At 38.8% G+C, this 26,587-nt stretch carries 21 protein-coding genes; 7 read left to right on the top strand and 14 right to left on the bottom strand.

All coding sequences use genetic code 11. The annotated features are described in order from the left end of the window. Positions 1-10 precede the first annotated feature (10 nt). On the bottom strand, positions 11-1,213 hold the full coding sequence (locus tag PSF86_RS12520; protein WP_277900421.1) for a porin: 1,203 nt from the start codon (positions 1,211-1,213) through the stop codon (positions 11-13). A 447-nt stretch (positions 1,214-1,660) separates the two neighbouring features. Between PSF86_RS12520 and PSF86_RS12515 the strand changes: the two genes are divergently transcribed. After that, positions 1,661-3,001 (top strand): deoxyguanosinetriphosphate triphosphohydrolase, encoded by a 1,341-nt coding sequence (locus PSF86_RS12515; protein ID WP_277900420.1) that lies wholly within the window; start codon positions 1,661-1,663, stop codon positions 2,999-3,001. 6 nt (positions 3,002-3,007) lie between these two features. Here PSF86_RS12515 and PSF86_RS12510 read toward each other — a convergent pair whose 3' ends face one another. From PSF86_RS12510 to PSF86_RS12500, 3 genes are all read right to left on the bottom strand, one after another. Beyond that, entirely contained in the window at positions 3,008-4,033 is a 1,026-nt protein-coding gene (locus PSF86_RS12510; RefSeq protein ID WP_277900419.1) for a DUF3078 domain-containing protein, read from the bottom strand. Between the two features lie 98 nt (positions 4,034-4,131). Beyond that, on the bottom strand, positions 4,132-5,904 hold the full coding sequence (locus tag PSF86_RS12505; RefSeq protein ID WP_277900418.1) for a 1-deoxy-D-xylulose-5-phosphate synthase: 1,773 nt from the start codon (positions 5,902-5,904) through the stop codon (positions 4,132-4,134). A gap of 134 nt (positions 5,905-6,038) precedes the next feature. Next, on the bottom strand, positions 6,039-6,572 hold the full coding sequence (locus tag PSF86_RS12500; RefSeq protein WP_277900417.1) for a hypothetical protein: 534 nt from the start codon (positions 6,570-6,572) through the stop codon (positions 6,039-6,041). Between the two features lie 129 nt (positions 6,573-6,701). On the opposite strand from PSF86_RS12500, the gene PSF86_RS12495 reads away from it, so the two are divergent. Further along, complete coding sequence (locus tag PSF86_RS12495; RefSeq protein ID WP_277900416.1) at positions 6,702-7,151, top strand: nucleoside deaminase; 450 nt, start codon at positions 6,702-6,704, stop codon at positions 7,149-7,151. Between the two features lie 87 nt (positions 7,152-7,238). On the opposite strand, the gene PSF86_RS12490 is transcribed toward PSF86_RS12495, so the two are convergent. The 4 genes from PSF86_RS12490 to aspS form a co-directional block, all read right to left on the bottom strand. Beyond that, positions 7,239-7,433: a cold-shock protein gene (locus PSF86_RS12490; protein ID WP_202028381.1), complete on the bottom strand. Its 195-nt coding sequence runs from the start codon at positions 7,431-7,433 to the stop codon at positions 7,239-7,241. Positions 7,434-7,517: 84 nt separating this feature from the next. Further along, positions 7,518-7,772 carry a hypothetical protein gene (locus PSF86_RS12485; RefSeq protein ID WP_277900415.1) on the bottom strand — a complete coding sequence of 85 codons (255 nt, stop codon included), beginning with the start codon at positions 7,770-7,772 and terminating at the stop codon, positions 7,518-7,520. A gap of 38 nt (positions 7,773-7,810) precedes the next feature. Continuing rightward, positions 7,811-9,604, bottom strand: coding sequence for a chloride channel protein (locus PSF86_RS12480; protein WP_277900414.1), 1,794 nt, complete (start codon positions 9,602-9,604; stop codon positions 7,811-7,813). A 59-nt stretch (positions 9,605-9,663) separates the two neighbouring features. Continuing rightward, the gene (gene aspS, locus PSF86_RS12475; protein WP_277900413.1) at positions 9,664-11,412 is read right to left on the bottom strand and encodes an aspartate--tRNA ligase; all 1,749 of its coding nucleotides are present in this window, start codon (positions 11,410-11,412) and stop codon (positions 9,664-9,666) included. Positions 11,413-11,739: 327 nt separating this feature from the next. Between aspS and PSF86_RS12470 the strand changes: the two genes are divergently transcribed. The 4 genes from PSF86_RS12470 (at position 11,740) to nadD (ending at position 14,352) form a co-directional block, all read left to right on the top strand. Beyond that, positions 11,740-12,096 carry a toxin-antitoxin system YwqK family antitoxin gene (locus PSF86_RS12470; RefSeq protein ID WP_277900412.1) on the top strand — a complete coding sequence of 119 codons (357 nt, stop codon included), beginning with the start codon at positions 11,740-11,742 and terminating at the stop codon, positions 12,094-12,096. Positions 12,097-12,245: 149 nt separating this feature from the next. Continuing rightward, on the top strand, positions 12,246-13,118 hold the full coding sequence (locus tag PSF86_RS12465; RefSeq protein WP_277900411.1) for a YicC/YloC family endoribonuclease: 873 nt from the start codon (positions 12,246-12,248) through the stop codon (positions 13,116-13,118). Between the two features lie 47 nt (positions 13,119-13,165). Further along, the gene (gene gmk, locus PSF86_RS12460) at positions 13,166-13,765 is read left to right on the top strand and encodes a guanylate kinase (protein ID WP_277900410.1); all 600 of its coding nucleotides are present in this window, start codon (positions 13,166-13,168) and stop codon (positions 13,763-13,765) included. Beyond that, positions 13,765-14,352, top strand: coding sequence for a nicotinate (nicotinamide) nucleotide adenylyltransferase (nadD, locus tag PSF86_RS12455; RefSeq protein ID WP_277900409.1), 588 nt, complete (start codon positions 13,765-13,767; stop codon positions 14,350-14,352). The genes gmk and nadD overlap by 1 nt, the downstream gene beginning before the upstream one ends. Before the next feature lie 7 nt (positions 14,353-14,359). Here nadD and lysM read toward each other — a convergent pair whose 3' ends face one another. Next, positions 14,360-14,857, bottom strand: coding sequence for a peptidoglycan-binding protein LysM (gene lysM / locus PSF86_RS12450; RefSeq protein ID WP_277900408.1), 498 nt, complete (start codon positions 14,855-14,857; stop codon positions 14,360-14,362). A gap of 400 nt (positions 14,858-15,257) precedes the next feature. Here lysM and PSF86_RS12445 point away from each other — a divergent pair, with 400 nt between their 5' ends. Next, positions 15,258-16,259: an NAD(P)H-dependent glycerol-3-phosphate dehydrogenase gene (locus PSF86_RS12445; protein ID WP_277900407.1), complete on the top strand. Its 1,002-nt coding sequence runs from the start codon at positions 15,258-15,260 to the stop codon at positions 16,257-16,259. A 32-nt stretch (positions 16,260-16,291) separates the two neighbouring features. Here PSF86_RS12445 and PSF86_RS12440 read toward each other — a convergent pair whose 3' ends face one another. From PSF86_RS12440 to PSF86_RS12420, 5 genes are all read right to left on the bottom strand, one after another. Next, on the bottom strand, positions 16,292-16,471 hold the full coding sequence (locus PSF86_RS12440; RefSeq protein ID WP_277900406.1) for a helix-turn-helix domain-containing protein: 180 nt from the start codon (positions 16,469-16,471) through the stop codon (positions 16,292-16,294). A gap of 45 nt (positions 16,472-16,516) precedes the next feature. Beyond that, the gene (locus PSF86_RS12435) at positions 16,517-16,861 is read right to left on the bottom strand and encodes a cupin domain-containing protein (protein ID WP_277900405.1); all 345 of its coding nucleotides are present in this window, start codon (positions 16,859-16,861) and stop codon (positions 16,517-16,519) included. A gap of 42 nt (positions 16,862-16,903) precedes the next feature. Continuing rightward, complete coding sequence (locus PSF86_RS12430) at positions 16,904-18,559, bottom strand: glycerol-3-phosphate dehydrogenase/oxidase (RefSeq protein ID WP_277900404.1); 1,656 nt, start codon at positions 18,557-18,559, stop codon at positions 16,904-16,906. 78 nt (positions 18,560-18,637) lie between these two features. After that, the gene (gene pbpC / locus PSF86_RS12425; protein ID WP_277900403.1) at positions 18,638-21,016 is read right to left on the bottom strand and encodes a penicillin-binding protein 1C; all 2,379 of its coding nucleotides are present in this window, start codon (positions 21,014-21,016) and stop codon (positions 18,638-18,640) included. 34 nt (positions 21,017-21,050) lie between these two features. Beyond that, the gene (locus tag PSF86_RS12420) at positions 21,051-26,582 is read right to left on the bottom strand and encodes an alpha-2-macroglobulin family protein (RefSeq protein ID WP_277900402.1); all 5,532 of its coding nucleotides are present in this window, start codon (positions 26,580-26,582) and stop codon (positions 21,051-21,053) included. Positions 26,583-26,587: the final 5 nt, after the last annotated feature.

Here is a 26,587-nt window from a genome sequence, read left to right as displayed (position 1 = left end):
GTTTTTTAATTTAAAAATGTAATTCCATTTGTAATCTTGCCATGATCTCGTTGCCACTTTGAAAGGCAGACAAATAACTTACATCTGTTTGTACTTTTAATTTATGCCCGACAATATACTTGGAAATGCCAAATGTATATTGGTCTTCATAACTTTTTCTATATTCACCTATTTCGTCCATGTCCAGATTGGTATAACGCCCACTTATTTCCCAATTGCTATTAAATAAATATCCTGCCTGTACATTAAAGCCATTTCCAACTTCAACTACGTCGCCTGTTGGGGTGCCATCGGAATTTCTTGCAATAGGGTCGTCTGCATTTCTGTTGGCATATTCACTTAAAAACGAAAAGCCTTTATATTTAAAAACTATATCGAGGAAAAGGGTAGAAATATCGGTTTCATAAGGATTTGTATCGGTTTCCATAAAAGTGCCCATATTGCTTCGGGTTTTTATGGCATCGTCGTTAAAGTCGTATGTCGCACCTATCATTAACTTGGGTTTATTTTCCCGTTTTAAAGCAGAGCCCTGGTATTCGTTGTTTCCTTCAAAAGCACCAAAAGGCAAAAGTTCGATTCTGGACGTATACTGATAGCCGCCTATATTTCCAACGGTCACGTTTCTTCCTTCACCTTGGGAAAGGGCAAATTTTTCACGTATTAAAAAATTTTGCCCAGTATAAAAGCGATGTCTTAGCTGGAGGCCTATGTCGCGGTCTATGTTAAACTCTGCATTTAAAAGGGAACGGTCTACAAATTGTAGGTTTCCCGACGAGATAACGCGCTCCACGTTCCCGGGCAGTTTGGTCTGTCCGGCCCAAAGGCTGAAGTTTTTGTAAAAATTCCATTTTATCAAAGCGTCGTAGATATATCTTGGGGTATTGTTTGTATAGGGCGATCCGCCGGAAATATCCCGGTTTGATAATCCTATTTCTATTTTATAAGTAAGTTTTTTGGTGAATGCAAAGCCGTCGAACTTTAAACGGGCTCTTCTGATAAGGAAATTTGTATCAAAATCGGTAGAGTTGTCATTGTTTTCTTGCCAAGTTGCAGTTCCAAGTAGCTGAATTCTAGTAGCAAATTTCATACTCCACGTACTATCTTTTCCGGTGATATTAAGTATCCCCTTACCAAAGCGGGGCGCTTTAATCTCTTGTGCATTTGTATAGCACATGGCGAGAAACAGCAATCCCACAGTTGCATAATATTTCATATCGCTTTTAGTTTTTGTCGCTGCAAAGAACAGATAGAAATGTTAAGAAATTGTTTCCTGTATATTAAGATATTAAAAATTATGCAGTTGCAAAAAAAAGGCTGCCCAAAACGGGCAGCCGGATATTTCAGTAACTAAGTCGACAAAAACTAAAAGTTGTTGAAATATATGTTTTTTTCTTAATGCCAAAAGTCTGCTATTAATTTGAAATTAGCGTAAATAAATTATTAACTTAACATTAAGTTTATTCTTATAAAAGATAAGCAGATAAACTTCCATGAATACAAGGAAATAACTTATTTAAAAAACCAATATCCCGCATTGTGTTTAGCGGTTAAAGATTGATTTTGTTTTCAGGTTTACGACTCTTAGTTGTAGGTATAATTTTTAATAAAACCTTACATATAATAAAACTCTACAGTATATTGCAAACTATAAATTAGGAGTATGAACTGGGAAGAATTATTGTCGTTAAAAAGGTATAACGACACGCACAAAAGATTGAGAAAAGAGCAGGATGAAACCCGTTTGGGGTTTGAGGTAGACTATGACCGGATAATTTTTTCATCGGCTTTTAGGAGTTTACAGGATAAAACGCAGGTAATCCCGCTTTCCAAAACCGATTTTGTACATACCCGGTTAACACACAGCTTGGAAGTTTCGGTGGTGGGCCGAAGCCTTGGCAGAACGGTTGGCAAGGCCATTTTGGAAAAGCATCCTTATTTAGGCGAAGTCCACGGGTATAAGTTTAATGATTTTGGCGCAATTGTGGCTGCCGCTGCTTTGGCACACGATATTGGTAATCCGCCATTTGGGCATAGTGGAGAGAAAGCAATTGGCGAATATTTTAAAAATGGAAATGGAGAAAAATATAAATCGCAATTAACCGATAAAGAGTATCAGGACGTTATAGATTTTGAAGGAAATGCCAATGGCTTCAGAATTTTAACCGAAAGCCGAAAAGGTATAATCGGGGGTTTACGATTAAGCTATGCTACGCTTGGTGCTTTTATGAAATATCCAAAAGAATCGCTTCCGAAGAAACCTACGCAACAAATTGCCGATAAAAAGTTTGGTTTTTTTCAATCCGAAAAAGATATATTCAAGGATGTTGCTACAGAACTAGGCCTTGTACAAACCAGGTCCGGAAACGATATTTCGTTTTGCAGGCACCCCCTTACCTTTTTGGTGGAAGCCGCCGATGATATTTGTTACACCATTATTGATTTTGAAGACGGTATCAATCTCGGGTTAATTCAGGAAGAATATGCCCTGGAATATTTAATTAAACTGGTGCAGGATACCATCAATATTAATAAATATTATTCTTTAACAACAAAAGAAGACCGTTTGGGGTATTTAAGGGCACTTTCCATTAATACACTTATAGCCGATGCCACTAGAATTTTTATTGAAAACGAAACCGATATTTTGAATGGCAATTTTCATGTTTCGCTATTGGAAAAATCAAAATATAAGGCTCAAATTGAAGACATTATCAGCTTGAGCATAAAAAACATCTATAAAAGCAATGAGGTCATCCAGAAAGAAATTGTAGGTTATAAAATAATAGACCAGCTGTTGGATACCTTTTGCGGCGCCGTCATGCGTACCAGCACAGGTAAGGCAACAAATTACGATAAATTGGTGCTCAACCTTTTGCCAGAGCGGTTTAAGGGAGCAACCGGGGCATACGATACTTTATTGCTGGTAACTCAATTTGTGGCAGGCTTAACCGATGGTAATGCCTTGTTGATTTTTAATAAAATAAACGGGGAACTGGTTTAAGATTACTTAAAAGTTGTAAATAACCCCAACGCCCAAAGATTGCTTAAACTGTACACGCGGGCCGTATGTTATTTTTTCGCCACTGGCAAGCTCGGTCTCCTCAAACTTAACGTCGTTGTCATAAATAAGCTGTGTCCCCACATTGGCAACCACATACTCGTTTACTTTAAGCTCAACATCAAGCAACCAGTTTACATCAATATTTCCAAAACTGTTGAGATAATCGCTATACAAGGTAATCCTGTTGGACAAAAACATATTTTCGTATATCTTGGTTTGATACGAGTTTGTAACTAAAAAACCGAGTTCGGTTACTACTTTTTGTCCATCTGATATTTTGTTTCCGTCTGCATCGTATGTAGCCTTTTTAACACCAAAAGAGCCTGCATCGGCCAAATCTTGATCGAGTACAAAGGTCGATTTTTGAGTAATGGGCGAAATATAAAGTTTAAAATCTTTTCCTTCGGGGGAATATTCGCTACCAAAACCAAACAAAAAATAGCCCGGGGCCATGAACCTTGAAATAGGGTTGTCGGTATCGGGATATTTGTAACCGTTGGCAAACTGAGTGTTAAAATTCGCTTTGGCAGAAAAATACCAGTTAGATAGGTTATCCATTCTAAAGCCCAAAGTGGAGTTAATGGCAAAAGCATCTTCGGTTTTTCTAACCTTTTGTCCTTCCTGTACGTTCAGGCCATAACGCATAATCATTTCGTTGTTCCATTGCACCTTTTCATGCTTATAATTTCTTTCAAATTGAGCGTTGCTCAACCCGCTAATGGAATTGTTTCCCCCTGCGCTCCAGTTTACAAAAGCAATTTCGCTTATGTTTAGCCCCACTTTGTTTATGCGTTTCCAACGGGGAGGCAAAGGTTTATATTCTTTGATAATCTTGGTTAAGTTTACGGTATCTTTTCCCGAAATAATATATATTTCGTTGGTTCTGGGATTGGTATACACATGCTGATCGTCGTCTTGGGCATTTGCAGATGCTAAAAATAACATGAAAAAGATAACAGTAAGAATTCTCATTTTTACATAAATATTAGGTTGGGTTGTACGTACACAATGCGTTATGTATTTTTATAAAAGTTGGCTTCACGGGTGCAAAAATGCTAAAAAATGCTTGTTTATAAAAATTTATTAAGCTGAACGGCGATGCTTTTTGGGTGAATACCAACCGCAAATTGCAGTTCTTCAACGGAACCCTGTTCTATAAATTGTTCGGGAATGCCAAGAATTTTAATTTTATTTTTATACCGATGCTTTACTGCAAACTCACAAAGGGCACTACCCATACCGCCTTTTATGCTCCCGTCTTCTACCGTTACTATTTTTTTATAAGTCGAAAAGATATAATGCAAGAGGTTTTCGTCCATTGGAGCCAAAAAGCGCAGGTCAAAATGTGCAATACGTTCTTTGCCCATAGAATTGTTAATTGCTTCTGAAGCATTTTGTGCCATGTTACCAATAGTTACTACAGCAATATCTTTTCCCTTTTTTAACTCAACCCCTGTACCAATTTCAATTTCTTCAAAAGGCTTTTTCCAATCCAGTGTAATACCCCTTCCGCGTGGATACCTAATGGCAATAGGGAAATCTAATCCCAATTGGGCGGTATACATAATATTTCTTAACTCGATTTCGTTCCTTGGGGCAAAAATTATAATGTTTGGAATGCACCTTAGGTACGCAAGATCAAAAGCACCGTGGTGTGTGGCGCCATCCTGTCCCACAAGTCCGGCGCGGTCCAGGCAAAAAATAACGGGCAGTTTTTGCAACGCCACATCATGGATTACCTGGTCGTAAGCCCGTTGTAAAAAAGTGGAATAAATATTGCAAAAGGGGAGAAGGCCCTGTGTTGCCATTCCGGCTGCGAGCGTTACGGCATGTTGTTCGGCAATGCCAACATCAAATGCGCGGTCCGGGAATTTCTTCATCATGTATTTTAAAGAGCTTCCGGTAGGCATGGCAGGCGTTATCCCGACAATTTTTTTGTTTTGTTCGGCCAATTCCATAATGGTTGCTCCAAAAACATCTTGATATTTTGGGGGCTCTTCTTTATTGGGTTGTACAATAAGTGCCCCGGTATGTTTGTCGAATTTTCCGGGGGCATGGTATTTTACCTGGTCTTCTTCTGCCTTTTTTAAACCTTTTCCTTTGGTGGTAATAATGTGTAAAAATTTTGGTCCCTTTTTCTTTTTAAGCCGTTCCAGTTCTTTTAAAAGTTTTGGGAGGCTATGCCCGTCAATGGGCCCGCTATAATCAAAATTAAGAGCTTTTATAATATTGTTCTTAGCAAGCTGTCTGTCCTTTTTTACATTGGTAAGATATTCTTTCAAGGCACCTACGCTTGGGTCTATTCCAATGGCGTTATCGTTTAAAACAATAAGCAGGTTTGCTTTGCTAACGCCTGCATGATTAAGAGCTTCAAAGGCCATTCCGCTGGCAATGGAGGCGTCGCCAATTACGGCAATGTGGTGTTTTTCGGTTTCGCCTTTTAAATTAGAAGCCATTGCCATGCCCAAAGCGGCCGAAATAGAGGTGGAGCTATGCCCAACGCCAAAAGTATCGTACCTGCTTTCAGACCTGCGCGGAAAACCACTCAACCCGTTTAATTGCCTGTTGGTATGGAAAACATCCCTTCGTCCCGTTAAAATTTTATGTCCGTATGCTTGGTGCCCCACGTCCCAGACCAGTTGGTCGGCCGGGGTGTTAAATATGTAATGCAGGGCAATGGTAAGTTCTACAACGCCCAAGCTGGCGCCCAAATGCCCTTCTTTTGTAGAAACGATATCGATAATAAAATCGCGCAACTCGCCAGCCAAAGCGGGAAGTTGGTCTTTGGTTAATTTCCGGAGATCGGCGGGATCGTTAACGGTTTCTAATAAAGGATGCTCCATACCGCAAAAGTACGTTAATAAATAGGGAATTTGTTGGATTTTTTATAGGATGTAAGTCAAATCAGTACTTTTAGGTCTCAACACGGCAATGGATTCTTTTTTTGACGGAAATGGCTTTATTTCAAGCGAAATGTTTACTTAGGCATGAACCTGCTTGGGTCTTCTTTTTCTTTTCTTCTTTTTTCCCTGTCTTCAAAAGAGTCAGGTTTGTTCTGCTCAATTTCAACTTCGGTTTTTTTATTCCTTTTTGGACTTGTCTGTAAATTGCCATGATTGGAAATAGGCTTTTTAGTTTTGTTTCTGTTGAACTGAAAAATAATAATCCCAACAAGGATAATGGTAGCTATAACGGCAATCAAGGTCGAATTTTGAAAAAGAATAACAATGCCTAGTATTGGCAGGATAATTCCCCAGTATTGCATGGGGATCCAAAAAAGGGTGTGATTGTTTTTTATGCGGAATCTTTGCCCTGTTTTCTCATCAATAAAAACCCGATTATCTGCTCTGTTCCATTTACGGCCGAAAGCCCAACTAAAAAAACCCGTTAAGAAAGCTGCAAAAACAAATCCGTAATCACTACTTTCTTTGGGTAAAAAGTAAAATCCTGCAAACAAGGAAGCAAATAAAACAAGGGCGATTAAAAATCCTCTGCCAGACCATATTATCATTATAGCGCAATATTATTAGGGGTAAATGTTATATATGTAGTAGATATAATCAATCTCTTTTAATATGATGTAAATAATCTTAAACTTTATTTTCAGCTTCTTTTCATTTTGAATTGTACCTTTGTAGTTATGATAGAACCTTTTGATGATGCCTATTTTATGAAAAAAGCCATTCAGGAAGCAGAAAAGGCTTATGATAGTGGTGAAATTCCGGTTGGCGCCATTGTGGTAGTTGATAATAAAATTATAGCCAGGGCACACAATCTTACCGAAACATTACACGACGTAACTGCTCATGCGGAAATGCAGGCAATTACGGCTGCTGCCAATTATTTGGGTGGCAAATACCTTAGCGGATGTACCATGTACATTACTTTAGAACCTTGCCAAATGTGCGCCGGGGCTCTATATTGGAGCCAAATAAGCAAAATTGTATATGGGGCAACCGATCAACACCGTGGTTATACGGTAATGGGAGCCAAACTTCATCCAAAAACCGAAGTTGTAAGTGGGGTAATGGAGCAGGAATCAGCTTCTTTGCTAAAAAGGTTTTTTATTGAAAAAAGAAACCTGAATTGATTTCATAAGGAGATTACTAAAAACCGTTCCATAAAAAAAGCCGTCCAATCTGGACGGCTTTTAGATACTACAAAAATAAAATATCTTTTAGCCGATTACCTGTACTTGTGCAGCAACCATGCCTTTTCTTCCTTCTTCTTCTTCGTATTCTACTTTGTCACCTTCGTTTAGTTCAACACCTTTAAGTTCAGTTACGTGAACAAAAATGTCTTTACCTGTTTCGTCGTTGGTTATGAATCCGTAACCTTTTGATTCATTGAAAAATTTTACTGTACCAGTCATTATAAATTGTAATAAAAATTAAAGTACCAAATGTACCAATTTAATTGAGAGTGCAAATAAAATTATGGTTATTTCTTTTAAAAATTATTGATTTTCAGTGTTTTCCTCCTTTTTTTCGTTCATTTTATCAAGATTTTCCTTTGTTAACATGTAATCTGATATTTTTTTGCCCTTTGAACGGGAGATTAAAAACAGTGGCATTAAGATAAAAGCCGTAGCAATAACCGAAATCCCAATAATCCTATCGCCCATAAGGTCGTTATCCTGCCATTTAAAATAATAGCCTGTGCAAAAACCAATAATAATTAAAGCAAATATAATTTGGACAACTCTTTTCATGGCCTGTTTTTATTCAATATAGCGTATTAAATTAAGAATTATTCGGTGAAAGAGATTAATTTTCTTCGGTAGGCGGTTAAAAGTTTGGATTTGGACACAAACCCGTAGTATTTATCATCTTTTGTTACCGGAAGGTTCCATGCGCCGCTATCTTGAAATTTTTGCATGACCCTTGTCATTTTATCGGTTTGCATCTTGATGACCTCAGGTGGGTTTTGCATGACATCCGAAGCTTTGATTTCTTCATATAAACTTTGGTCAAACATAATCGACCGGATATCGTCCAATAAAATAATCCCTTCCAAATAGCGGGTTTCCCTATTGAGTACCGGAAATATATTCCTGTTGGATTTTACCACTGCATTGTGAACAATATCGCCAAGGGTCATATCTGGAAAAAGGGGGACAAAGTTTGTCTCGATTACGCTTTCAATATCCATCAAGGTCAATACCGCTTGATCTTTATTATGGGTTATCAATTCGCCTTTATTGGCCAGTTCCATGGTATAAACAGAATGCGGTATAAAGTATTTGGTAATGGCAAACGAAATGGTTGCGGTAATCATTAACGGAATAAACAGCTCGTAACCACCGGTTAATTCGGCAATAAGGAAAATAGCTGTTAGGGGGGCGTGCAGGACACCGGCCATGAGCCCGGTCATGCCGACAAGTGTAAAATTGCTTTCGGAAACAGGGTTGCTTAAAATACCTAAATGATTTAATACTTTGGCAAGGCAATTGCCCATTATGCTCCCCATGAACAAGGTAGGGGCAAAAATACCACCAACACCGCCGGCCCCAAAAGTAATGGCACTGGCCACAATTTTAAATAGGATAAGGCCCACTAGTAGGGCAACCACAACCCATACATTGTCCAGGTCGATGTTAAAAAAGTTGTTTTCAAGTGCTGCCTTGGGGTGGCCTTGTACCAAATGGTTAATTACTTCATATCCTTCTCCGTATAGTGGCGGAATAAAAAACACAATAATTCCAATAGCAATCCCGCCTATAATGAGGCGCCTAATGGGAGAACTTATTTTATCGAAATAATCGTGTATGTATGCATATACTTTGGTGAAATATATGGATGTAAACCCGGCAACAACCCCCAAAAGAATAAAGAAGGGAACATCGTGCAGTACAAAATCGTCTTCTAGTTTAAAAGGAAGCAGAATATCGCTTCCGAAGAAAAAATAAGAAGTTATAACGCCCGACAGAGATGCCAACAACAAAGGTAGTAACGATGCTAAGGTGAGGTCAAGGCTAAAAACTTCCACGGCAAAAATAATGGCTGCAATGGGGGCCTTGAAAATAGATGCCATTGCCCCGGCCGCTGCGGCCCCAATCAAGAGTGTCCGGCTAGCCTGGTTCATATGGAACAAGCGGGCTATGTTGGAACTTAATGCTGCACCGGTGGCAACCGTAGGCCCCTCAAGTCCAACCGACCCCCCAAAACCTACCGTAAAAGGTGCGGTAAGGATACTTCCTATCATTTGGAACTGCTTCATGATTCCTTTTCGCTTTGAAATGGCAAAGAGGGTAGAAGGGATACCATGGCTAACCCTGTTCCTTATTATATATTTCATAATAAGGTATGTGAGTGTTAAACCAATTATCGGGTAGACAAAGTAAAAGGCATGGTGGAATTGTTGAACAAGCTTTCCTTCAAGCAATAACTGTATAAAGTGCGTAAGGTTTTTTAACACAACGGCGCCCAATCCGGAGGTAAAACCAACCAGAATGCTCAAGATGTATATAAATTGGCGTTGCGAAATATGTTTGGCACGCCATATTAATATTCGGGTAAAAAGACTTTTTTTAGTATGAGGCATCACCCATGGATTTAATATAAAAAACGCTTGCAAATATAATACTTACAAGCGTTTGATTTTTAAATATTTAACTTAATATGCAGTTCGTCCAGTTGTTCGTTGTCTATTTTAGACGGGGCATCGATCATAACATCACGGCCCGCATTGTTTTTTGGGAAAGCAATAAAATCGCGAATGGTTTCCTGTCCACCTAAAATTGCCACCAATCTATCAAAACCAAAGGCCAATCCACCATGTGGCGGGGCACCATATTGAAAAGCGTCCATTAAGAATCCAAATTGAGCTTTGGCTTCATCTTCGGTAAACCCGAGATGCTTGAACATCAAGGCCTGTAAATCCTTATCGAATATCCTTATGGATCCTCCGCCAATTTCATTGCCGTTCAGCACTAGGTCGTATGCATTGGCTCTTACGCTCCCGGGATCGGTATCCAGAAGTTTAATGTCTTCTGGTTTTGGAGAGGTAAACGGGTGGTGCATGGCATGGTACCGGCTAGTTTCCTCGTCCCACTCCAACAATGGAAAATCTACCACCCATAGCGGAGCAAATTCATTGGGATTTCTCAAGCCCAAACGCTCTGCCATTTCCATACGTAAGGCACTTAATTGCGTCCTGGTTTTATGTGTTGGCCCCGAAAGCACACAAATAAGGTCCCCGGTTTTGGCCCCGGTGGCTTCTGCCCATTTTTTAAGGTCGTCTTGATCGTAAAATTTATCAACGGAAGATTTATAGCTGCCGTCTTCGTTGCACTTAACGTACACCATGCCCAGTGCACCAATTTGTGGGCGCTTTACCCAATCTATAAGCTTATCTATTTCTTTTCTGGTATAATTGGCAGCTCCCGGAATAGCAATCCCGACAACCAGTTCGGCGTCGTTAAAAACTTTAAAATCTTTATGTTGGGCTACGGCGTTGAGTTCGCCAAATTCCATCCCGAAGCGGATATCGGGCTTGTCGTTTCCATATTTTTTCATGGCTTCATCATAGGTCATTCGCGGAAAACCGCCAATTTCTATTTCTTTTATTTCTTTTAGAAGATGACGTGTAAGCCCTTCAAAAACATTTAAAATATCTTCTTGTTCAACAAAGGCCATTTCGCAGTCTATTTGCGTAAATTCCGGTTGTCTGTCGGCACGAAGGTCCTCGTCCCTAAAGCATTTTACAATTTGAAAATATTTGTCCATACCGCCCACCATTAGCAATTGCTTGAAAGTTTGGGGCGATTGTGGGAGGGCATAAAACTCGCCCTCGTTCATCCTGGAAGGTACCACAAAATCGCGTGCACCTTCGGGGGTGGACTTGATAAGATATGGGGTTTCAATTTCTACAAAACCTTCGTTTGAAAGGTAATTTCTAACTTCTATGCCCACCTTATGCCTAAAAATGAGGCTGTTTTTTACCGGGTTGCGACGAATGTCCAAATACCGGTATTTCATCCGTAGGTCCTCGCCGCCATCTGTTTCGTTTTCAATGGTAAAAGGAGGGGTTATGGATTTGTTTAAAACCGTAATGTTTTTAACCAGCACCTCAATCTCGCCGGTGGGTATATTACTATTCTTAGATTCTCTTTCAATTACCGTTCCGTCTACTTTAATAACAAATTCCCTTCCAAGGCGCTGTGCGGTTTCCAGTACTTCTTTTGGGGTACGCTCTTCATCAAAAATAAGTTGTGCTATTCCATATCGATCGCGAAGGTCTACCCAAACCATAAAACCTTTATCCCTTACTTTCTGTACCCAGCCCGATAAGGTAACTTCACTGTTAATGTGCGCTTTGCGCAATTCGCCACAAGTATGACTTCTATACATGGATTCTTTAGATTTTTATAAGATGCAAAGGTAACAAGTTACTTGAGGTAAAAGAAAAATTTCAATCGAGTTTTTTCTAATGTTAAATTTTCAGCAAAAATTTTTATTTAATAAAATTATAAACAACTAATAACCAGTTAAATATAAACTTAATGTTAATTTAATGTTATGTAAACGTTTTTTAAATGTAAAATATTTACTTATATTTGTTAAGTAAGTGTAAACACTTGCGGAGAAAATAGCGAAAAATATAAAGTGCTGAAGATTACTAACATAATAAAGAAGCATTTTTTAGCGAAGATTGTAAAACACTAAAAAATTAAGAACATGAAAAAGACACTATTAATTTTTGCAATGCTTTTTTCGTTAGTGATGGTAGCTCAAAAGGTTGAGAACAAACCAAAACTGGAGAAAGAAGGAGAAATGGTGAAGGCTACTTATTTCCATGAAAATGGACAAATAGCACAAACGGGTTATTATTTAAATGGAAAGCTTCATGGAGAATGGAAGGCATTTGATGAAAATGGAAAGAAGACGGCTATGGCCAAGTACGAGAACGGCAAGAAAACCGGAAAATGGTTTTTTTGGAATGATAAAATTCTAAAAGAAGTAAATTATCAAGACAACAGAATTACAAACGTGACTACATGGAACAATGCCAGTCCGGTTGTTGTTACCGAATAACATTGACGGTTAAGTTAATTTAAAACCACGCAAAAGCGTGGTTTTTTTGTTTTTGAACAGGGTTGTTGCCCATATTGCAGAACATCAGGTTTTTCGGGTTTTTAAAACTTATACTATTTCGTACTTTTGCCTATCGATAAAAGACAAACATGATACAATCAATGACCGGTTTTGGGAAGAACGTTATTCAGCTTCCTTCAAAAAAAATCACCGTAGAGTTAAAATCGCTTAACAGTAAAAATCTGGACCTTAATGCAAGAATCCCTTCGTCATACAGGGAAAAAGAGTTAGAACTTAGGAACATCATTGCCAATAGCCTTGTGCGTGGCAAGATTGATTTTAGCCTGTATGTTGAAATAACGGGAGAGTCGTCCAATTCTCAAGTAAACGTAAATGTTGTAAAAGAATACATAGCGCAATTGAGAAACGTAAACCCGGAGTCTTTTACCGAAAAAGATGAAATTGAATTGTTAAAAATGGCCGTTAGAATGCCGGATGCCCTAAAAGCAGACCGCGATGAAATTGACCAAGAAGAATATGACGAAATAAAAAAAGCGCTTCTGGAAGCCTTAAAAGAAATTAACACATTTCGTTCTCATGAAGGTGGCGTGCTGGAAAAAGACTTTATTGTCCGTGTGGAAAGTATCTTGTCACTGCTTAAAAAAGTAGAAGAAATAGATCCCGAACGTTTGGCACATGTTAGGGAGCGCCTGGAAAAAGCAATTACCGATTTAAAAGAGAACGTGGATGAAAACCGTTTTGAGCAGGAGTTGATTTATTATCTTGAAAAATTTGATATTACCGAAGAAAAAGTACGCTTGGCAAACCACTTAGACTACTTTTTGCAGACCATAGACTCAAAAGATTCCAATGGTAAAAAATTAGGGTTTATAAGCCAGGAAATAGGAAGGGAGATTAACACCATTGGGTCCAAGGCCAATTATGCCCCCATGCAACAATTGGTGGTACAAATGAAGGATGAGTTGGAAAAAATAAAAGAGCAAATGCTCAATGTGTTGTAAAAAACAGTTAACAGGTATTTTTTCATTAAAAAAACAAAAAACATTCTATGCAAGATAAAACCGGCAACGAAGGGAAACTTATTATTTTTTCGGCTCCTTCCGGAAGTGGAAAAACCACTATTGTTAGGCATTTGCTTAATTACCCAGAACTGAATTTGAAATTTTCTATTTCGGCCACGTCAAGAGCACCAAGGGGCGGGGAGAAAGACGGGGAAAATTATTATTTTTTATCGGCCAGAGAATTTAAAGACCATATAAAAAACGACGATTTTCTGGAATGGGAAGAAGTCTACAGGGATAATTTTTACGGAACACTTAAAAGTGAAGTAGAACGTATCTGGGCCGAAGGAAAGAATGTGATTTTTGATATTGACGTAGCGGGTGGCTTACGCATAAAAAGGAAATTCCCAGCACAAACCTTGGCTGTATTTGTAAAACCACCAAGCGTGGACGAGTTGAAAATAAGGCTTAAAAAGCGAAAAACCGAAAGCGACGATAAAATAAATATGCGTATTGCAAAAGCATCGGTAGAATTGGCCACGGCACCACAATTTGATGAAATTATCAAGAATTACGACCTGGATACTGCAAAACAAGAGGCTTACAAACTAGTTGCTAATTTTATAGGACTAAATAAAAAGGATTAATGCAAAAAAAGGTGGGGCTATATTTTGGGACTTTTAACCCAATTCATGTTGGGCACTTGGCCATTGCCAACCATATGGCAGAGTTTAGTGACCTGGACGAAGTATGGTTGTTGGTAACGCCCCATAACCCGTTGAAAAAGAAAAATACCCTGCTCGACAATCACCATAGGTTTGAACTGGTATACCGGGCAACCGAAACTTACGATAAGTTAAAACCATCTGATATAGAATTTGGTTTGCCGCAACCCAATTATACGGTAAACACACTTGCTTATTTAGACGAAAAATATCCCGATTATGCCTTTTGCTTAATTATGGGCGAAGATAATTTGAGGACCTTTCATAAATGGAAAAATTACGATGTAATTCTTGAGCGCTACCAAATGTATATTTATCCCAGAATTAATAAGGTTGGCGAGCCAGAAAGCAAGTTTGATAACCATTCTAAAATAAAAAAAGTGGAAGCCCCGATCATGGAGATATCATCCACTTTTATTCGTAATGCCATTGCCAATGGAAAGAACATTAGGCCTCTTTTAAACACCAAAGTATGGGAATATATAGACCAAATGAACTTTTACAGATAGACTGTTTTTATCCTTCTATATGGGGAATTCTTAATACTTGCCCGGGATAAATTTTATCAGGGTCTGTAAGCATTGGTTTGTTTGCTTCAAAAATAACGGGATACTTCATGGCGTTCCCGTAAAACTTCTTGGCAATTTTACTCAATGAATCCCCGCTTTCAACGGTATGGAATTGTGCTTCGGGCTCTGTGTTTTCAACTTCCATCTGGTCGTCCACAACGGCAATTCCCGCACTATTCCCTACCACAAGGACTACTTTTTCTTTCGTGCTTTGGTCATAGGCCCTTCCCGTTACGGTTGCGGTATCCCCGGTAATGGAAATATTAAGGTTTTCAACCTTTAAATCTAGGTCGTTTATGGTTTCTGAAAGGCCCGCTGCTGCTTTTGCATTTGCAGCCTTAATGGCAGCTTCTTTATTTGCGGCGGCTTCCGCAGCTTCTTCCGCAGAAGTTTTGCCCCCGAAGATTTTTGCCCCTGCATCTTTAATAAATGAAAATAATCCCATAGTTTTTATTTTTTATAATGGAAAGTTAATAGCTATGAATTTACGAAAATTTTCATGTTCAAACAAGATGCATGCGTTAATTAAACTATAAGAAAATACCTTTTGGGCATTTCTTTGCCGAAGAAAAATAAAAAACCGCTTTTTCCAATAAATGAAAAAGCGGTTTTTTCAAAATAACCAACCAAAAAAATCAACTAACCTAACTTAATTTTTATACCACTATAACGGAAAGTTCCCGTACTTCATTGTATTTTAAATCATAATCTATTGTTAAAGCAGGGTTTATACATTTGTTCCTTATACAGGATCAAAAAACAAAATCGTAACTTATTGATAATTAATTAATAATATCTTGTTTTAAAAATTAGTTACATTTGGCGTCAAATTGAATGCAAAAAGTATGGACAATACTATAAAAGTGGCTGTTTTGGGTGGTGGTAGTTGGGCTACGGCACTCGTTAAAATGTTGTGTGAAAATCTGGATGAAGTTGGTTGGTACATGCGGAGTTCGTATGTGAAAGACCATATTTTAAAACAACAGCACAATCCTAATTACTTAAGCTCTGTCGAGTTTGACACTAAAAAGCTCAAGCTTAGCAATACCATAAATGCCACGGTTGAATATGCAGATTATTTAATCTTTGCCATTCCTTCTGCTTTTTTAAATGAAGAGCTTAGCAAATTGTCGGTCTCATTGGAGGGAAAAGTTATATTTTCGGCAATTAAAGGGATTGTTCCCGAAAGCGGATTAATAGTCGGTGAATATTTTCACGACCTGTACAATGTGCCGTTTAATAATATTGGTATTATTACGGGGCCGTGCCATGCCGAGGAGGTTGCCCTGGAGAGGCTTTCGTACTTAACCGTAGCTTCTTCTGATGAGAAAGTGGCCAAGGAAATGGCCAATAGGCTTTCCGGGCCCTACATCAAAACAAAGATCAGCGATGATATTATAGGGACCGAATATGCCGCGGTACTTAAAAATATCTATGCCATTGCTGCGGGGATTGCCCATGGGTTGGGTTATGGCGATAACTTTCAAGCGCTTTTAATGAGCAATGCCATACGGGAAATGAAACGGTTTATTAAACGTATCCATAAAATGAAGCGTAACATAAACAATTCGGCTTATTTAGGGGATCTTTTGGTAACTGGGTATTCGGTTTTTAGCAGAAATAGAATGTTTGGCAACATGATAGGCAAAGGCTATACCGTAAAAAGTGCCATGATGGAAATGAATATGGTTGCAGAAGGGTATTATGCTACCAAAAGTGCACATATTATTACATCTAAACAAAAGCGAAAATCTAAAACGCCCATAATCGATGCCGTTCATGCTGTTTTATACGAAGGAAAAGACCCAAAAAAAACTTTTTTGAAACTTACCGAAAAGCTGGATTAATATGCTAATCTTTATAGGGGGGAGCCTGTACATTACAGAAAAGTGAGTCCGATTTTTCGGTTCAATTCCTGTTCAAAAATTCGGATTAATATTGAAAGCTGGATGTTTCCTTTTCCGTTTTCAAGTTTGGAAATGTAACTTTTTTTTGTTCCTGCTCTTTCTACCAATTGTTCTTGTGTGAGTTTCGCTTCTTTGCGTGCAGCTTTCAGCATTTTTGAAGGAGTTAATATGCTATTTTAGCTTGTTTCGGTATTTTTTTATTCACCTATGTCATATCTGTCTCCACGAGTTGTCGGTTCAGAAATTACTATAAACGCTAAATTTTCTGATTGATCATTCCGTATACGGTGTTTTGTTTTCGGGGGGATGTGTATTCCTTCTCCATTTTGTACTTCTATTGTTTCATTTTCTATTTCGAAGGTTGCCTTTCCGCTTAAAATTCTAAAAAATTGCTGGGAATTATTATGATAATGTTTTTTCTCCTGAGTGTTCGGTGGCATGGATTCCTCAATTATACTTAGACTTTGGGACTTTACCAAATGCCATCCGCTACAATTTTCTCCCCAAAAATAATGTTCGCTATTTTCTTTAGATTTTTTCATTTGGAAGTTTTTTAAAATGCACCACAATCATCGTATATATAATTAATTGCTCACAATAGAATGTTTTTTTATGAGGTTGTTAATTTCAATTCTATAATTGTTTATGGTTTCATCAGTTGCGTTAAAAAGTTGCTGATATTCTTCAAGAATTACCGGCAAATAGGTTTTTACGCTTTCTATGTTAAAATACAAACGGCCGGTCCTTCGGATAAAAAAATCCAGCGGATTTTGTAAAAGCTCATGTTTTGCGGTAAAAATAAATTCGGCTTTTATCATTTTTAACCAAGGGTCATTATCTGAAAAAGTACGGTAATATTCCAAAATTTCACCGCATTGTTTTCCGTATATGGAAACCAGGTAATTTATATCGCTTTTTGTAAACCCATCGCTGGCAAGTTGCTTTTCAAGTATTTTTTTGTATTGCGTTACTTCGGTATAATTTTTCCAGGGGCCACCGCAGAGGGAAATACTGTCGGTAGTACATTTTTTAATTTTTTGTTTGCTGTCTTCTTCAATTCTTTTGGCAATTTTATCAACGGCCCTTTCTGCCATTTTTCGGTATCCGGTAAGTTTTCCGCCGGCAATACTGACCAAACCTGTTGAGGATACAAATATTTCGTCTTTTCTGGACAGTTCAGAAGGCGATTTTCCATCCTCATGGATAAGTGGCCGCAACCCCGCCCAAGACGATTCTATATCGTTTAGGGTTAAATTAATTTCTGGAAACATATGGTTTACAGCTTCGATAAGGTATAATGCATCGGCAATATCTGGAAACACTTCGTTTTTGTCTTCGGTATAATTGGTATCTGTTGTTCCCACATAGGTAATTTTTCCACGGGGAATGGCAAAAATCATTCGTCCGTCGGGGACATCGAAATAAATGGATTGCTTTACGGGGAGTTTTTCGTATGGAAATACCAAATGGATGCCCTTGGTAAGATGCAAGCTATCTCCTTTTTTCGAGTTATTCATTAACCGTATATCATCTACCCAAGGGCCTGTTGCATTGATGACATATTTTGAACGGATGTTATATTTTTTGCCATTAATGGCATCGGTTACGCAAACGCCTTTTACAAGCTTATCTTCATACAAAAAATCATCCACTTTAGTATAATTAATAGCGGTTGAGTTATATTGAAGCGCTGTTTTAATGTTTTCCAGTGTAAGCCGTGCATCATCTGTTCTATATTCGGCATAATAACCGGCGCCTTTAAGTATTTTTTTGGGAAGTAAGGGTTCTAGTGCCAGTGCTTCTTTTTTATCGAGCATTTTTCTTTGGTCGTCGTCCTCTACTTGGGCGAGGATGTCGTAAACTTTCAATCCGATGGAAGTGAGCCATTTTCCATAAGACCCTTTTTCTACCAGCGGGAGCAGCATTTTTTCGGGAATTACCAAATGGGGTGCCAAATTATGCACAACGGCACGTTCGGTCCCTACTTCCCTTACCAGCCAAAAGTCGAATTGTTTTAAATAGCGTAACCCGCCATGAATAAGTTTGGTAGATTTACTGCTGGTTCCAGAAGCAAAATCATCTTTTTCTACCAATGCTGTTTTAAGTCCGCGGGAAGCAGCGTCCAACAATATGCCTGCTCCGGTTATCCCGCCTCCAATAACGATGAGGTCGAAAGTGGTGTTTTGTATGGTAGAAACAATTTTATCTCTATCGAGATTGGAGAAGCTTTTAGCTTTCATTTACAGTTTTTTACGGTATGAAAGTTACAAATTTTTGCGCACTAAACGTGTTTCGATAAGTGGTGCAAAAGAAAGTTTTTATGTTCTATCAACTTCAATAGAAATGCTTTTTTCGTTCCCAAAAGAGTCTATAACGGTTATTGTATGTTTTCCGGGGGCAGGGAGTATTGCCACTTCGTGAAATGTTTTTGTTTCCCCAATATAGGTTTCGTCTAAATACCAAAATACAATGGCATTGCTTTTTGGATGCGCAATCCTGCAAATAAGTTCGTTTGTCTTTCCTTTAAAATTTTTGGTAAGTACAATCTTGCTATGGTTTTTTGGGTATATAAAATCCAATAAATTTTCGTCGTTGTTTTGGCAACCAAATTTTACGGGCGGCAGACTTTTATAATTGGCGTTGGTGTTTTTGTAATAATATTCCATTAACGGCGGAAGTTTAAACCAAGGTTCTGTAATCATTTTTTCCATGGGATAGCAAGAAGCGTTCACGCGAAATTGCCTTTGTTGGTCCAGATGTACCAGTTGGTGATAGGGGCAAACCTTAAACCTTGTGCCAAAATTGGGCACTTGTAGTTTTTTGGCTGGGCAGATGGGCGAGGCCAAAAAGCCGCTATTCTGGCAAACGGTTACTTCTGTTAAGGCATCAAAAGGGGTTGTAAACCATGCGGTTTGCGGTAAAATATCAAAAACGTCAAAAAGAATAGGGGCTGCGCTGTTGATGCCGGTTAATAATGGCCTGCCCTCACCATCGGCATTGCCAACCCAAATACCAACCGCATATTTTTTTGTAACTCCTATTGCCCATGCATCACGGTTTCCGTAGCTGGTGCCTGTTTTCCATGCAATTTCTTTAGAAGAATCGAAAAACTCCCAGGCTTCATCGCCTTCGGGACGGTTTACCTCTTTTAGGGCATTTAAGGTTAAAAAAAAACTGCCGGCATCAAAAATTGGTTTTTCCATTTGAAGCGTACCAAAATCTGCTTTTCCTTGCTGAAGGAATACTGGCTCTATAAATTCATTTGAATAATATTCACTGGATGTTCCGGTATAATGGTTTACCGTTGAAGCAATCCCGGCATAGGCCTTGCACAAATCCCACAAATTGCTTTCGGCCCCGCCCAGAATGAGGGATAGACCATAATAATCGGCAGGTTTGTCAATGTCTTTTTGTTTAAAGGCATATAGTTGCTCCCTAAACTTATCCAATCCGTATTCCTGTAAAAGGCGAACCGCGGGAACATTGAGCGATTTTGCCAATGCTTTTTTTGCTTGCACTGCCCCCGAATACTGTTCGTTATAATTTTTTGGGCTGTAACCTGCAATTTGTGTAGGTATGTCGGCAACCAAGGTGTTGGGCAATAATTCGCCGCTATCAAGCATGGCTGCATATAAAAAGGGTTTTAAAATGCTTCCCGTACTACGGGGTGCCTGAATTACATCTACATCTTTTTGATGCCTTTTGGTAGTGGGGGCATTGCCAACATAGGCAAGGACTTTTCGTGTTTCTATATCAAGGACCAAAACGCCAATATTGTATACCTGGTTTTGTTTAAGCACCTCGTAATGCCTTTTTACAATGTTATTTACCTGTTTTTGAAGCGTATAATTGATGCTTGACCTTAATTTTTTTCCTTTATATTTAGAGGAGGCGAATTGTAAAAAATGCGGGGCTTCTTGGGGCAAAGGATAAGGTTTTTGCGGAAGTACTTCCGTAATAGCTAAGCGGAACGTTAACGAGTCTATAATATTTTCTTGGTATAGTTTTTCTAATAACCGGTTTCTTTTTTTAAGCAACCGCTTTTTGTTTTTTCCGGGATAAATTAATGAAGGGGCATTTGGTAATACGGCCAATGTTGCACTTTCTGCCCAGGAAAGCCTACTTGGAGCCACCCCAAAATAACGCCAAGAAGCAACTTCCAGTCCTACCACATTTCCTCCAAACGGGGCATGTGCCGCATAGAGGTTTAAAATTTCATCTTTTGTATACTTTATTTCAAGGCGCGTAGCTTGTATCAACTCAATGAATTTTTCAAAATAGGTCCGCTGTTTTCCTTCCCGGGAAAGCCTAATAACTTGTTGGGTAAGGGTACTTCCGCCACGTACAATTTTTCCCGACTTTATATTGGCATACAGGGCTTTTGCAATAGATGCCGGATTAAACCCGGGGTGGCTGTAAAAATACCCATCTTCAAACTGTATAATGCATTGTTTGAATTTTTCAGGCAGAGTGTCGCTTATCGGGAAGCGCCATTGCTCGTCATCGGCAATTCTGGCACCTAATAATTGACCATCTTCACTTTCTATAACCGTAGATGTGGAATCGGTAAAAAGTACTTTTGGAAGGCAAAAATAATAGCATACAAGCAAAACTATAACGGCAATACTTTTTATGCGATGCTTTACAAATAATAACTTGCCAATATCGCTAAGAAGTTGTTTTATAAATGCCCTCATTTTTTAAGTTCAATTTCTTATTGCCAGCTGAATTTTATTGAACTACTTCTACCCATTTACCTTGTGTTCTTACCATAAAATCATTGTCGTACATAGCTTCGCATTGTATTCCCGGTAAATAGTACTTGCCTAAATATGATGCATTTAACAAAATACGGAATGTTTTACTTTCGTTCCCTTTGAGGTCAAAATAGAAATTGGAACGGTCGTCTCTTATATCGGTATAATTTGCATCGTTGTCGGCAAAAGAACCAAAATCGGTAAAACGGGTGTTTACAATTTCCCATCCGCTAGGGAATATTTCTGTAAGGGCAACATCCTTTATGGCATCGCCCTTGGCATTGGTAATGGTTACCTCGGCAATAAAATTTGTGCCTTGTGTAAGTTTATCTATAGCAATGTTTTTACCATCGCGGCCTTTATATGCTACAATTGCTTTAAGGTTGCGTTGTTCTGTTTTTTCTTCCCCAACAGGGAGTTTTCCGGTAGAGATTACACGTACAAACAGGGTTCCGTCTTTTTTGTTTTCTATGTTGACGGGATTGCTCCCCTTATGGATTTCAAGTGCTCTGTTTGCCAATACCTTTTCGGTTTCTACCTTATTGTTACTACCATTTACCGTAAACGATGCAGTAATGCCTTTTCCTCCTATATATTCGGCAAACTTAGCCATGGAAAGCAAACAATATGCAGTGGTTTGGGTGCTCATCCATTTTTGAGATGCCAGGTTCTTGGCCACGGTCTTGGCTATTTGCTGTGCTTCGTTTTTATTTTTAAGGAGCACAAGGGTTTCTAGTGCCATGGCTTCATTTCTTTCGGTAGAACCATATGTGTAATAATCGTATTTAACAGGCTCGAAGCTAATATTTGCCTCTTTAAAAATAGATGTAGCTGCCTGTTGTTGGCCAATAAGGGCATATGCAGCTGCCAATCTATGCTTGGCTTCATTAGAGATGCTAGGTGTTTCCCGTAAGCGGTTCATGGAAGAAACGTCGGGGTTTCCTGCCAGAGCCAATGTATAAAGCCGGTATGCTTGGTTAAGGCTCGAGCTGTAATCGGAGTTTCGCCATTGTTTTGCCAGTTGTTGTTGGTATTGTGTCCATTTCGATTTAAAACCAATGGGAAGCACATATCCTTTTTGTTCGGCTTCCAACAAAAAATGTCCGGCGTACGATGTTCCCCATTCATTGGCTTGGTTTTGTCCCATCCAATACGAAAAACCGCCATTTGGCAACTGGAAATTGCTCAACCTATTGATTGCTTTTTCAATATTTTGCTGAACTTTCTTTTTCTTATCAAAGGTCAAATCAAAAATATCGTTCAAATATAGTTGTGGAAAAACAGAAGACGTTGTCTGCTCAACACATCCGTGCGGGTATTGAATGAGGTATTGCAAACGGCCCGTGAAATTCATGGGCGGAAGCGTAGAAAATTCTATTTGTGCACTGTTACTGCCATCAATCCCAAAAGTTTCTAGGGCAAATTCTTGTTTGGCACCTGCTTCTAAAGTGATATCCTTTACGGAAGTTGTAAACGGATTTGGATTTACCACATCCAGTTCTAATTTATACGAAGCCTTTTCTCCGTTGGAAGTGGCTTGGACCTCTACTTCGCCAATACCTGTAATTTGATTTACCTGTACATCAAAATACACCATTTGTTCATCGGGCTGGCTAAAAGAAATAGTTTTACTACTTTCGCCAATAATCTTATAGGCTTTGTTCTTTTTAATGCTCACGGTCACATTTTTAATGTTTTTTTCCATGGCAAAAACCGTTACCGGTAAAGTAACTGTTTCTTTGGGCGTAATTTTTCTTGGTGCCGAAGCCAATACCATTAATGGTTTTTTTACAGGCGTTGTTTTTTCGGTAATTCCGTAGGCATTTTCACTAATATTTCCAGCAATTACCATTGTCCTTACCGAACCAATATATTTTGGAACGCTAATGGTATGTGTATTTGTTTCACCTTCTTTTAACTGATAGGGGCCTAAATATACCACCATGGGTTTGAACCGGTTGGCTTTTTTGTTTTTTGCCCCAGCAGCCATGCCATCTCCACCAATACTGAAAATTTGATCGATACGGCCACCAAATGCGCCAATAATATCATCGTATACATCCCAGGTTTTTACGCCTAAAGCCTCCCGGGCAAAAAAGGTATCCCACGGATTTGGAGTTTTAAAACGGGTTAGGTCCAGCAGCCCTTCGTCTACAACGGCAATGGTATATGTCATTGGCTTGTTGTTGCTTTCGCCGACCTTAATTTTAAAACGTTCTTCCGGTTTCAAACTATTGGGCATGGTAATGGTAGGCTTTAAAATTGTTTCCGGGTTGTTAACCGTTATCGGAATTACACCATACATACGAATGGGGGCATCGTTTACCGTAGAAGCATGGGGTTGGATTAACGAAATGTGTATATAAATGTTCGGAGTATATAATTCTTCAATCGGCAATTCAAATTTAGTTTCGTCTTTTTCAGGGATTACCCACATGGATTTAAGCACTTCGCTTCCGTTTTCTACGGTTACCAAAGCTCTACCGCCTTCACTTGAAGGAAAAATAACCGTTGCTTTTTCCCCAACGTTGTAGGTATCTTTATCAGAAGAAAAAACAAGCATGGTTGCTGCTTCTGGGTCTTGGTTTTTGGATTTTCCCGCCCATCCCGGCCAATCAAAATAAACTGTTTCTCCAGTGGCATGACCACTTTCGGGGTCTTCTATGCGTACCAAATAGCGCCCCCATTCAGGATATTTTAATTCGAATTTAAAATTGGCTTTTCCATTGGCATCCGTATTGAATGTTGAGGTAAAAACTTCATCTTGGTAATTGCTTCCGTTGAAACTGGAGAGGTTATCTTCTGAAGTATCCCACCACCAGCGCCAGTCTATTTTATAGATGGATACTTTAATATTTTTTACTGCTTTTGGTTTTCCGTCTTTGTCAACGGTTGCCACTTCAAAAGTGTGTTTTTTATCTGTTAAAAGCATATTTCTTCTAGCATCGCCATCGGGAACCCTAAGACCAACGTATGTGCTGTATGGGGAATAGGTTTTAGAAAATACGTCGGTACTAAAATCCCCTCCATCTTCATAAACTTTGGTAATAAAAGTGGTTTTAAGCATTCCGGGAGCTTTTCCTTTTAATTGTGGCACAAGGTTAAAGCTGGCTTTTCCTTCGGCATTTATTTTGCCGTCAAAAACGGTCTGGTCTTCTGTGTTGAACTTGCGCGTGGGGTCGTCAAAAACATAATTCGGGTACCCGTCAAAAGTAGTTTTTGTAGCGGTAAACCTTGTTTGGATATCACTTTTTAAATTTTTGGCAATGGCACCGTGCAACCATATTACCGCCATGTTGCCGTTAATGGGTTTTTGCGGACTTAAAATTTCATCTTCAAAATCGACCTTTATTTTTAAGCGGTTTGGCTTGATGGTTTCAATTTTTAGGCTTTTAGAGAACGAGGCGCCTCCCACTTGTATTTTGGCCAGCCAATTTCCGGTTGGGGCATTGGGGCTGGTTACCACTTTGAAATTATAGAACCCGCCAATGCTGCTGTTTTTTATTTCTTTATGGACAATTTTTCCATAAGGGTCGGTAAGCTCGAATTTTACCGGATGCGATGCTGGAATGGGGCTGTTTTTATCGTTCAGGATAAAATTAAGGAACAAGGTATCGCCAGGGCGCCATACACCACGCTCGCCATATATAAAGCCTTTAAGCCCTTTTTGAAGCTCGGCACCGGAAACATCAAATTTACTTACCGATAAGGCGTTCCCGTCGTTTAGCTTAATGTATGTTTTTTGTTTGTTTCGTTCTGCAATTGCAAAATAGGCAGGAGTTTCGGAATCAAAAATAGAAGTTCCCGATGTTTCGGTAATTACGTATCCAATAGGCTGTTGCTGGTAATTGTAAAAGGTAACTTTGGTGCCTGGCAACGGATTTGTAGTTACAATATCATTGGCACTTACAAAATAACTTTCGTTTTTCCCCTTTTTCACGGTAAGTCCAATATCGCTGGCAATTACATTTGTTTTTATCGTTTTGTCGTAATAATAAGAATTGCTGCACGGATCTTCTCTTTCGTCCCAGTTATAATCGTAGTAATAATCATCGTAATAATAAGAATCGTCTGTGGGGTTCCATTGATTGGTGGAGGCCATTTCTTCATCAAAATCTTCAAAATCATTCAGTTCAAAAGACTCTTTGTCTTCGGGGTCTGTACATGAATAAGCGCTGTATTTTCTTCCAAAGGAAAATTCTACGCGGTAAATGGCTCCTGGGTCGGGGTTAATAAGTTCTCTTAAATCGATGGCATAAGCCCGCCAATTTCCGGTATTTTTGGTAAGGTTGCTCTGTAGCTGAAGCGCCTTTCTGGCAATTGGTCTTGCTACGCTCCTCAGGTTTCCCGTACCATTTAAGTCGTTATTCTGAAGAAACTGCAAGATATTGTTTTTGTATATTTTAATAACCGTAACATCTACCGCTTTTAGGTTTACGGCCTCAAAATTTATTTTTAAGTTATTTGAAGAAGGCAGGATATTGCCACTGCTAAGAAGCCTTACTTGAGGCTTTAGCTGCTCGAAGGCAACTTTTTCACTAAAAATGTTTTTTAGCTTGTAACCATCGGTACTTTCAATTCCTTGAAAGACACTTAGGTTTACACTGCCTTTTATTTGCTGTTGTGGATATACCTTTAAAATATTACCATCGATAATAAATTTTAAATCGTCTGCATTTTCAAGTGTTACAAGCCCTTTTACATTTTGAGATTTTTTAAGCGGATCGGAAAAGTTTATTTCCAGGTATTGGTTTTCGCCTTCATATGTGTTTATGTCTATAATGGTGAAATTGTTTTTCCCGGGAATTTTAATTACGGCATCTCCTTTGTCATGGATTTTTACATTGTTGCCGTCCCAATGGATATCGATTTCAGAATCTTCTTCGTAGCGTTGAATGCTGTCTACTTTAAAAGGGATTTGCGTTCCTTCTTTTACGGTTTCATCAAATTTAATGGTGAGTTCTTTGCCGTTTTGATAGGCCGTTACCAGGTTTTTGGCCGTTTTAAGGTTCATTACATCACTACTGCGGAGGGTCCCGTTGAGGTATTGCCAGTCTTTGTTGTACGACTGGAGATTGTCTGTGGTGATGTTAAATTGTTGTTTAAAGGTTTTTACCTTGAAAGTAAACGTTTCAAGGTCTGAAGAAATGTCGTCGATAAGCGATTCAAGGTCCAACGAAAAAGTATATTCGGTGTCTTGTTTAAAACCTTTTTCAGGAATAAAAGCAATGGTCTGGTTGTTTAGGGCCATTACTTTTCCTTTGGTTTGTGGAGATACCTTTAAAATATCATCATCCAAGACCATATTGTCTTTTAGGCTGCTTACCGGATTTTTTAAAACTACGCGGACATCGCTTTTTGCCGAAATAATCCCCGGGGAAACGTCAGAGATATAGGCCCTGTACTTAAACAGATTTTCTTTTTGTGCTTGGATGTCCTCTTTTTTGTTTTTACAGCCAATAAGTAAGATGGCCAATAGGAAGAAAAGTACTTTTTTGGTTGACATAAAAA

It is taken from the genome of Galbibacter pacificus, assembly GCF_029603165.1.
Lineage (GTDB): Bacteria > Bacteroidota > Bacteroidia > Flavobacteriales > Flavobacteriaceae > Galbibacter > Galbibacter pacificus.
This window is presented reverse-complemented; position numbering and strand designations above follow the sequence as displayed.

Excerpts from the sequence above, each read along its gene's own strand:
- PSF86_RS12520 (WP_277900421.1), bottom strand. The coding sequence starts at position 1,213 with ATGAAATATTATGCAACTGTGGGATTGCTGTTTCTCGCCATGTGCTAT.
- PSF86_RS12515 (WP_277900420.1), top strand. The coding sequence starts at position 1,661 with ATGAACTGGGAAGAATTATTGTCGTTAAAAAGGTATAACGACACGCAC.
- PSF86_RS12510 (WP_277900419.1), bottom strand. The coding sequence starts at position 4,033 with ATGAGAATTCTTACTGTTATCTTTTTCATGTTATTTTTAGCATCTGCA.
- PSF86_RS12505 (WP_277900418.1), bottom strand. The coding sequence starts at position 5,904 with ATGGAGCATCCTTTATTAGAAACCGTTAACGATCCCGCCGATCTCCGG.
- PSF86_RS12500 (WP_277900417.1), bottom strand. The coding sequence starts at position 6,572 with ATGATAATATGGTCTGGCAGAGGATTTTTAATCGCCCTTGTTTTATTT.
- PSF86_RS12495 (WP_277900416.1), top strand. The coding sequence starts at position 6,702 with ATGATAGAACCTTTTGATGATGCCTATTTTATGAAAAAAGCCATTCAG.
- PSF86_RS12490 (WP_202028381.1), bottom strand. The coding sequence starts at position 7,433 with ATGACTGGTACAGTAAAATTTTTCAATGAATCAAAAGGTTACGGATTC.
- PSF86_RS12485 (WP_277900415.1), bottom strand. The coding sequence starts at position 7,772 with ATGAAAAGAGTTGTCCAAATTATATTTGCTTTAATTATTATTGGTTTT.
- PSF86_RS12480 (WP_277900414.1), bottom strand. The coding sequence starts at position 9,604 with ATGCCTCATACTAAAAAAAGTCTTTTTACCCGAATATTAATATGGCGT.
- aspS (WP_277900413.1), bottom strand. The coding sequence starts at position 11,412 with ATGTATAGAAGTCATACTTGTGGCGAATTGCGCAAAGCGCACATTAAC.
- PSF86_RS12470 (WP_277900412.1), top strand. The coding sequence starts at position 11,740 with ATGAAAAAGACACTATTAATTTTTGCAATGCTTTTTTCGTTAGTGATG.
- PSF86_RS12465 (WP_277900411.1), top strand. The coding sequence starts at position 12,246 with ATGATACAATCAATGACCGGTTTTGGGAAGAACGTTATTCAGCTTCCT.
- gmk (WP_277900410.1), top strand. The coding sequence starts at position 13,166 with ATGCAAGATAAAACCGGCAACGAAGGGAAACTTATTATTTTTTCGGCT.
- nadD (WP_277900409.1), top strand. The coding sequence starts at position 13,765 with ATGCAAAAAAAGGTGGGGCTATATTTTGGGACTTTTAACCCAATTCAT.
- lysM (WP_277900408.1), bottom strand. The coding sequence starts at position 14,857 with ATGGGATTATTTTCATTTATTAAAGATGCAGGGGCAAAAATCTTCGGG.
- PSF86_RS12445 (WP_277900407.1), top strand. The coding sequence starts at position 15,258 with ATGGACAATACTATAAAAGTGGCTGTTTTGGGTGGTGGTAGTTGGGCT.
- PSF86_RS12440 (WP_277900406.1), bottom strand. The coding sequence starts at position 16,471 with ATGCTGAAAGCTGCACGCAAAGAAGCGAAACTCACACAAGAACAATTG.
- PSF86_RS12435 (WP_277900405.1), bottom strand. The coding sequence starts at position 16,861 with ATGAAAAAATCTAAAGAAAATAGCGAACATTATTTTTGGGGAGAAAAT.
- PSF86_RS12430 (WP_277900404.1), bottom strand. The coding sequence starts at position 18,559 with ATGAAAGCTAAAAGCTTCTCCAATCTCGATAGAGATAAAATTGTTTCT.
- pbpC (WP_277900403.1), bottom strand. The coding sequence starts at position 21,016 with ATGAGGGCATTTATAAAACAACTTCTTAGCGATATTGGCAAGTTATTA.
- PSF86_RS12420 (WP_277900402.1), bottom strand. The coding sequence starts at position 26,582 with ATGTCAACCAAAAAAGTACTTTTCTTCCTATTGGCCATCTTACTTATT.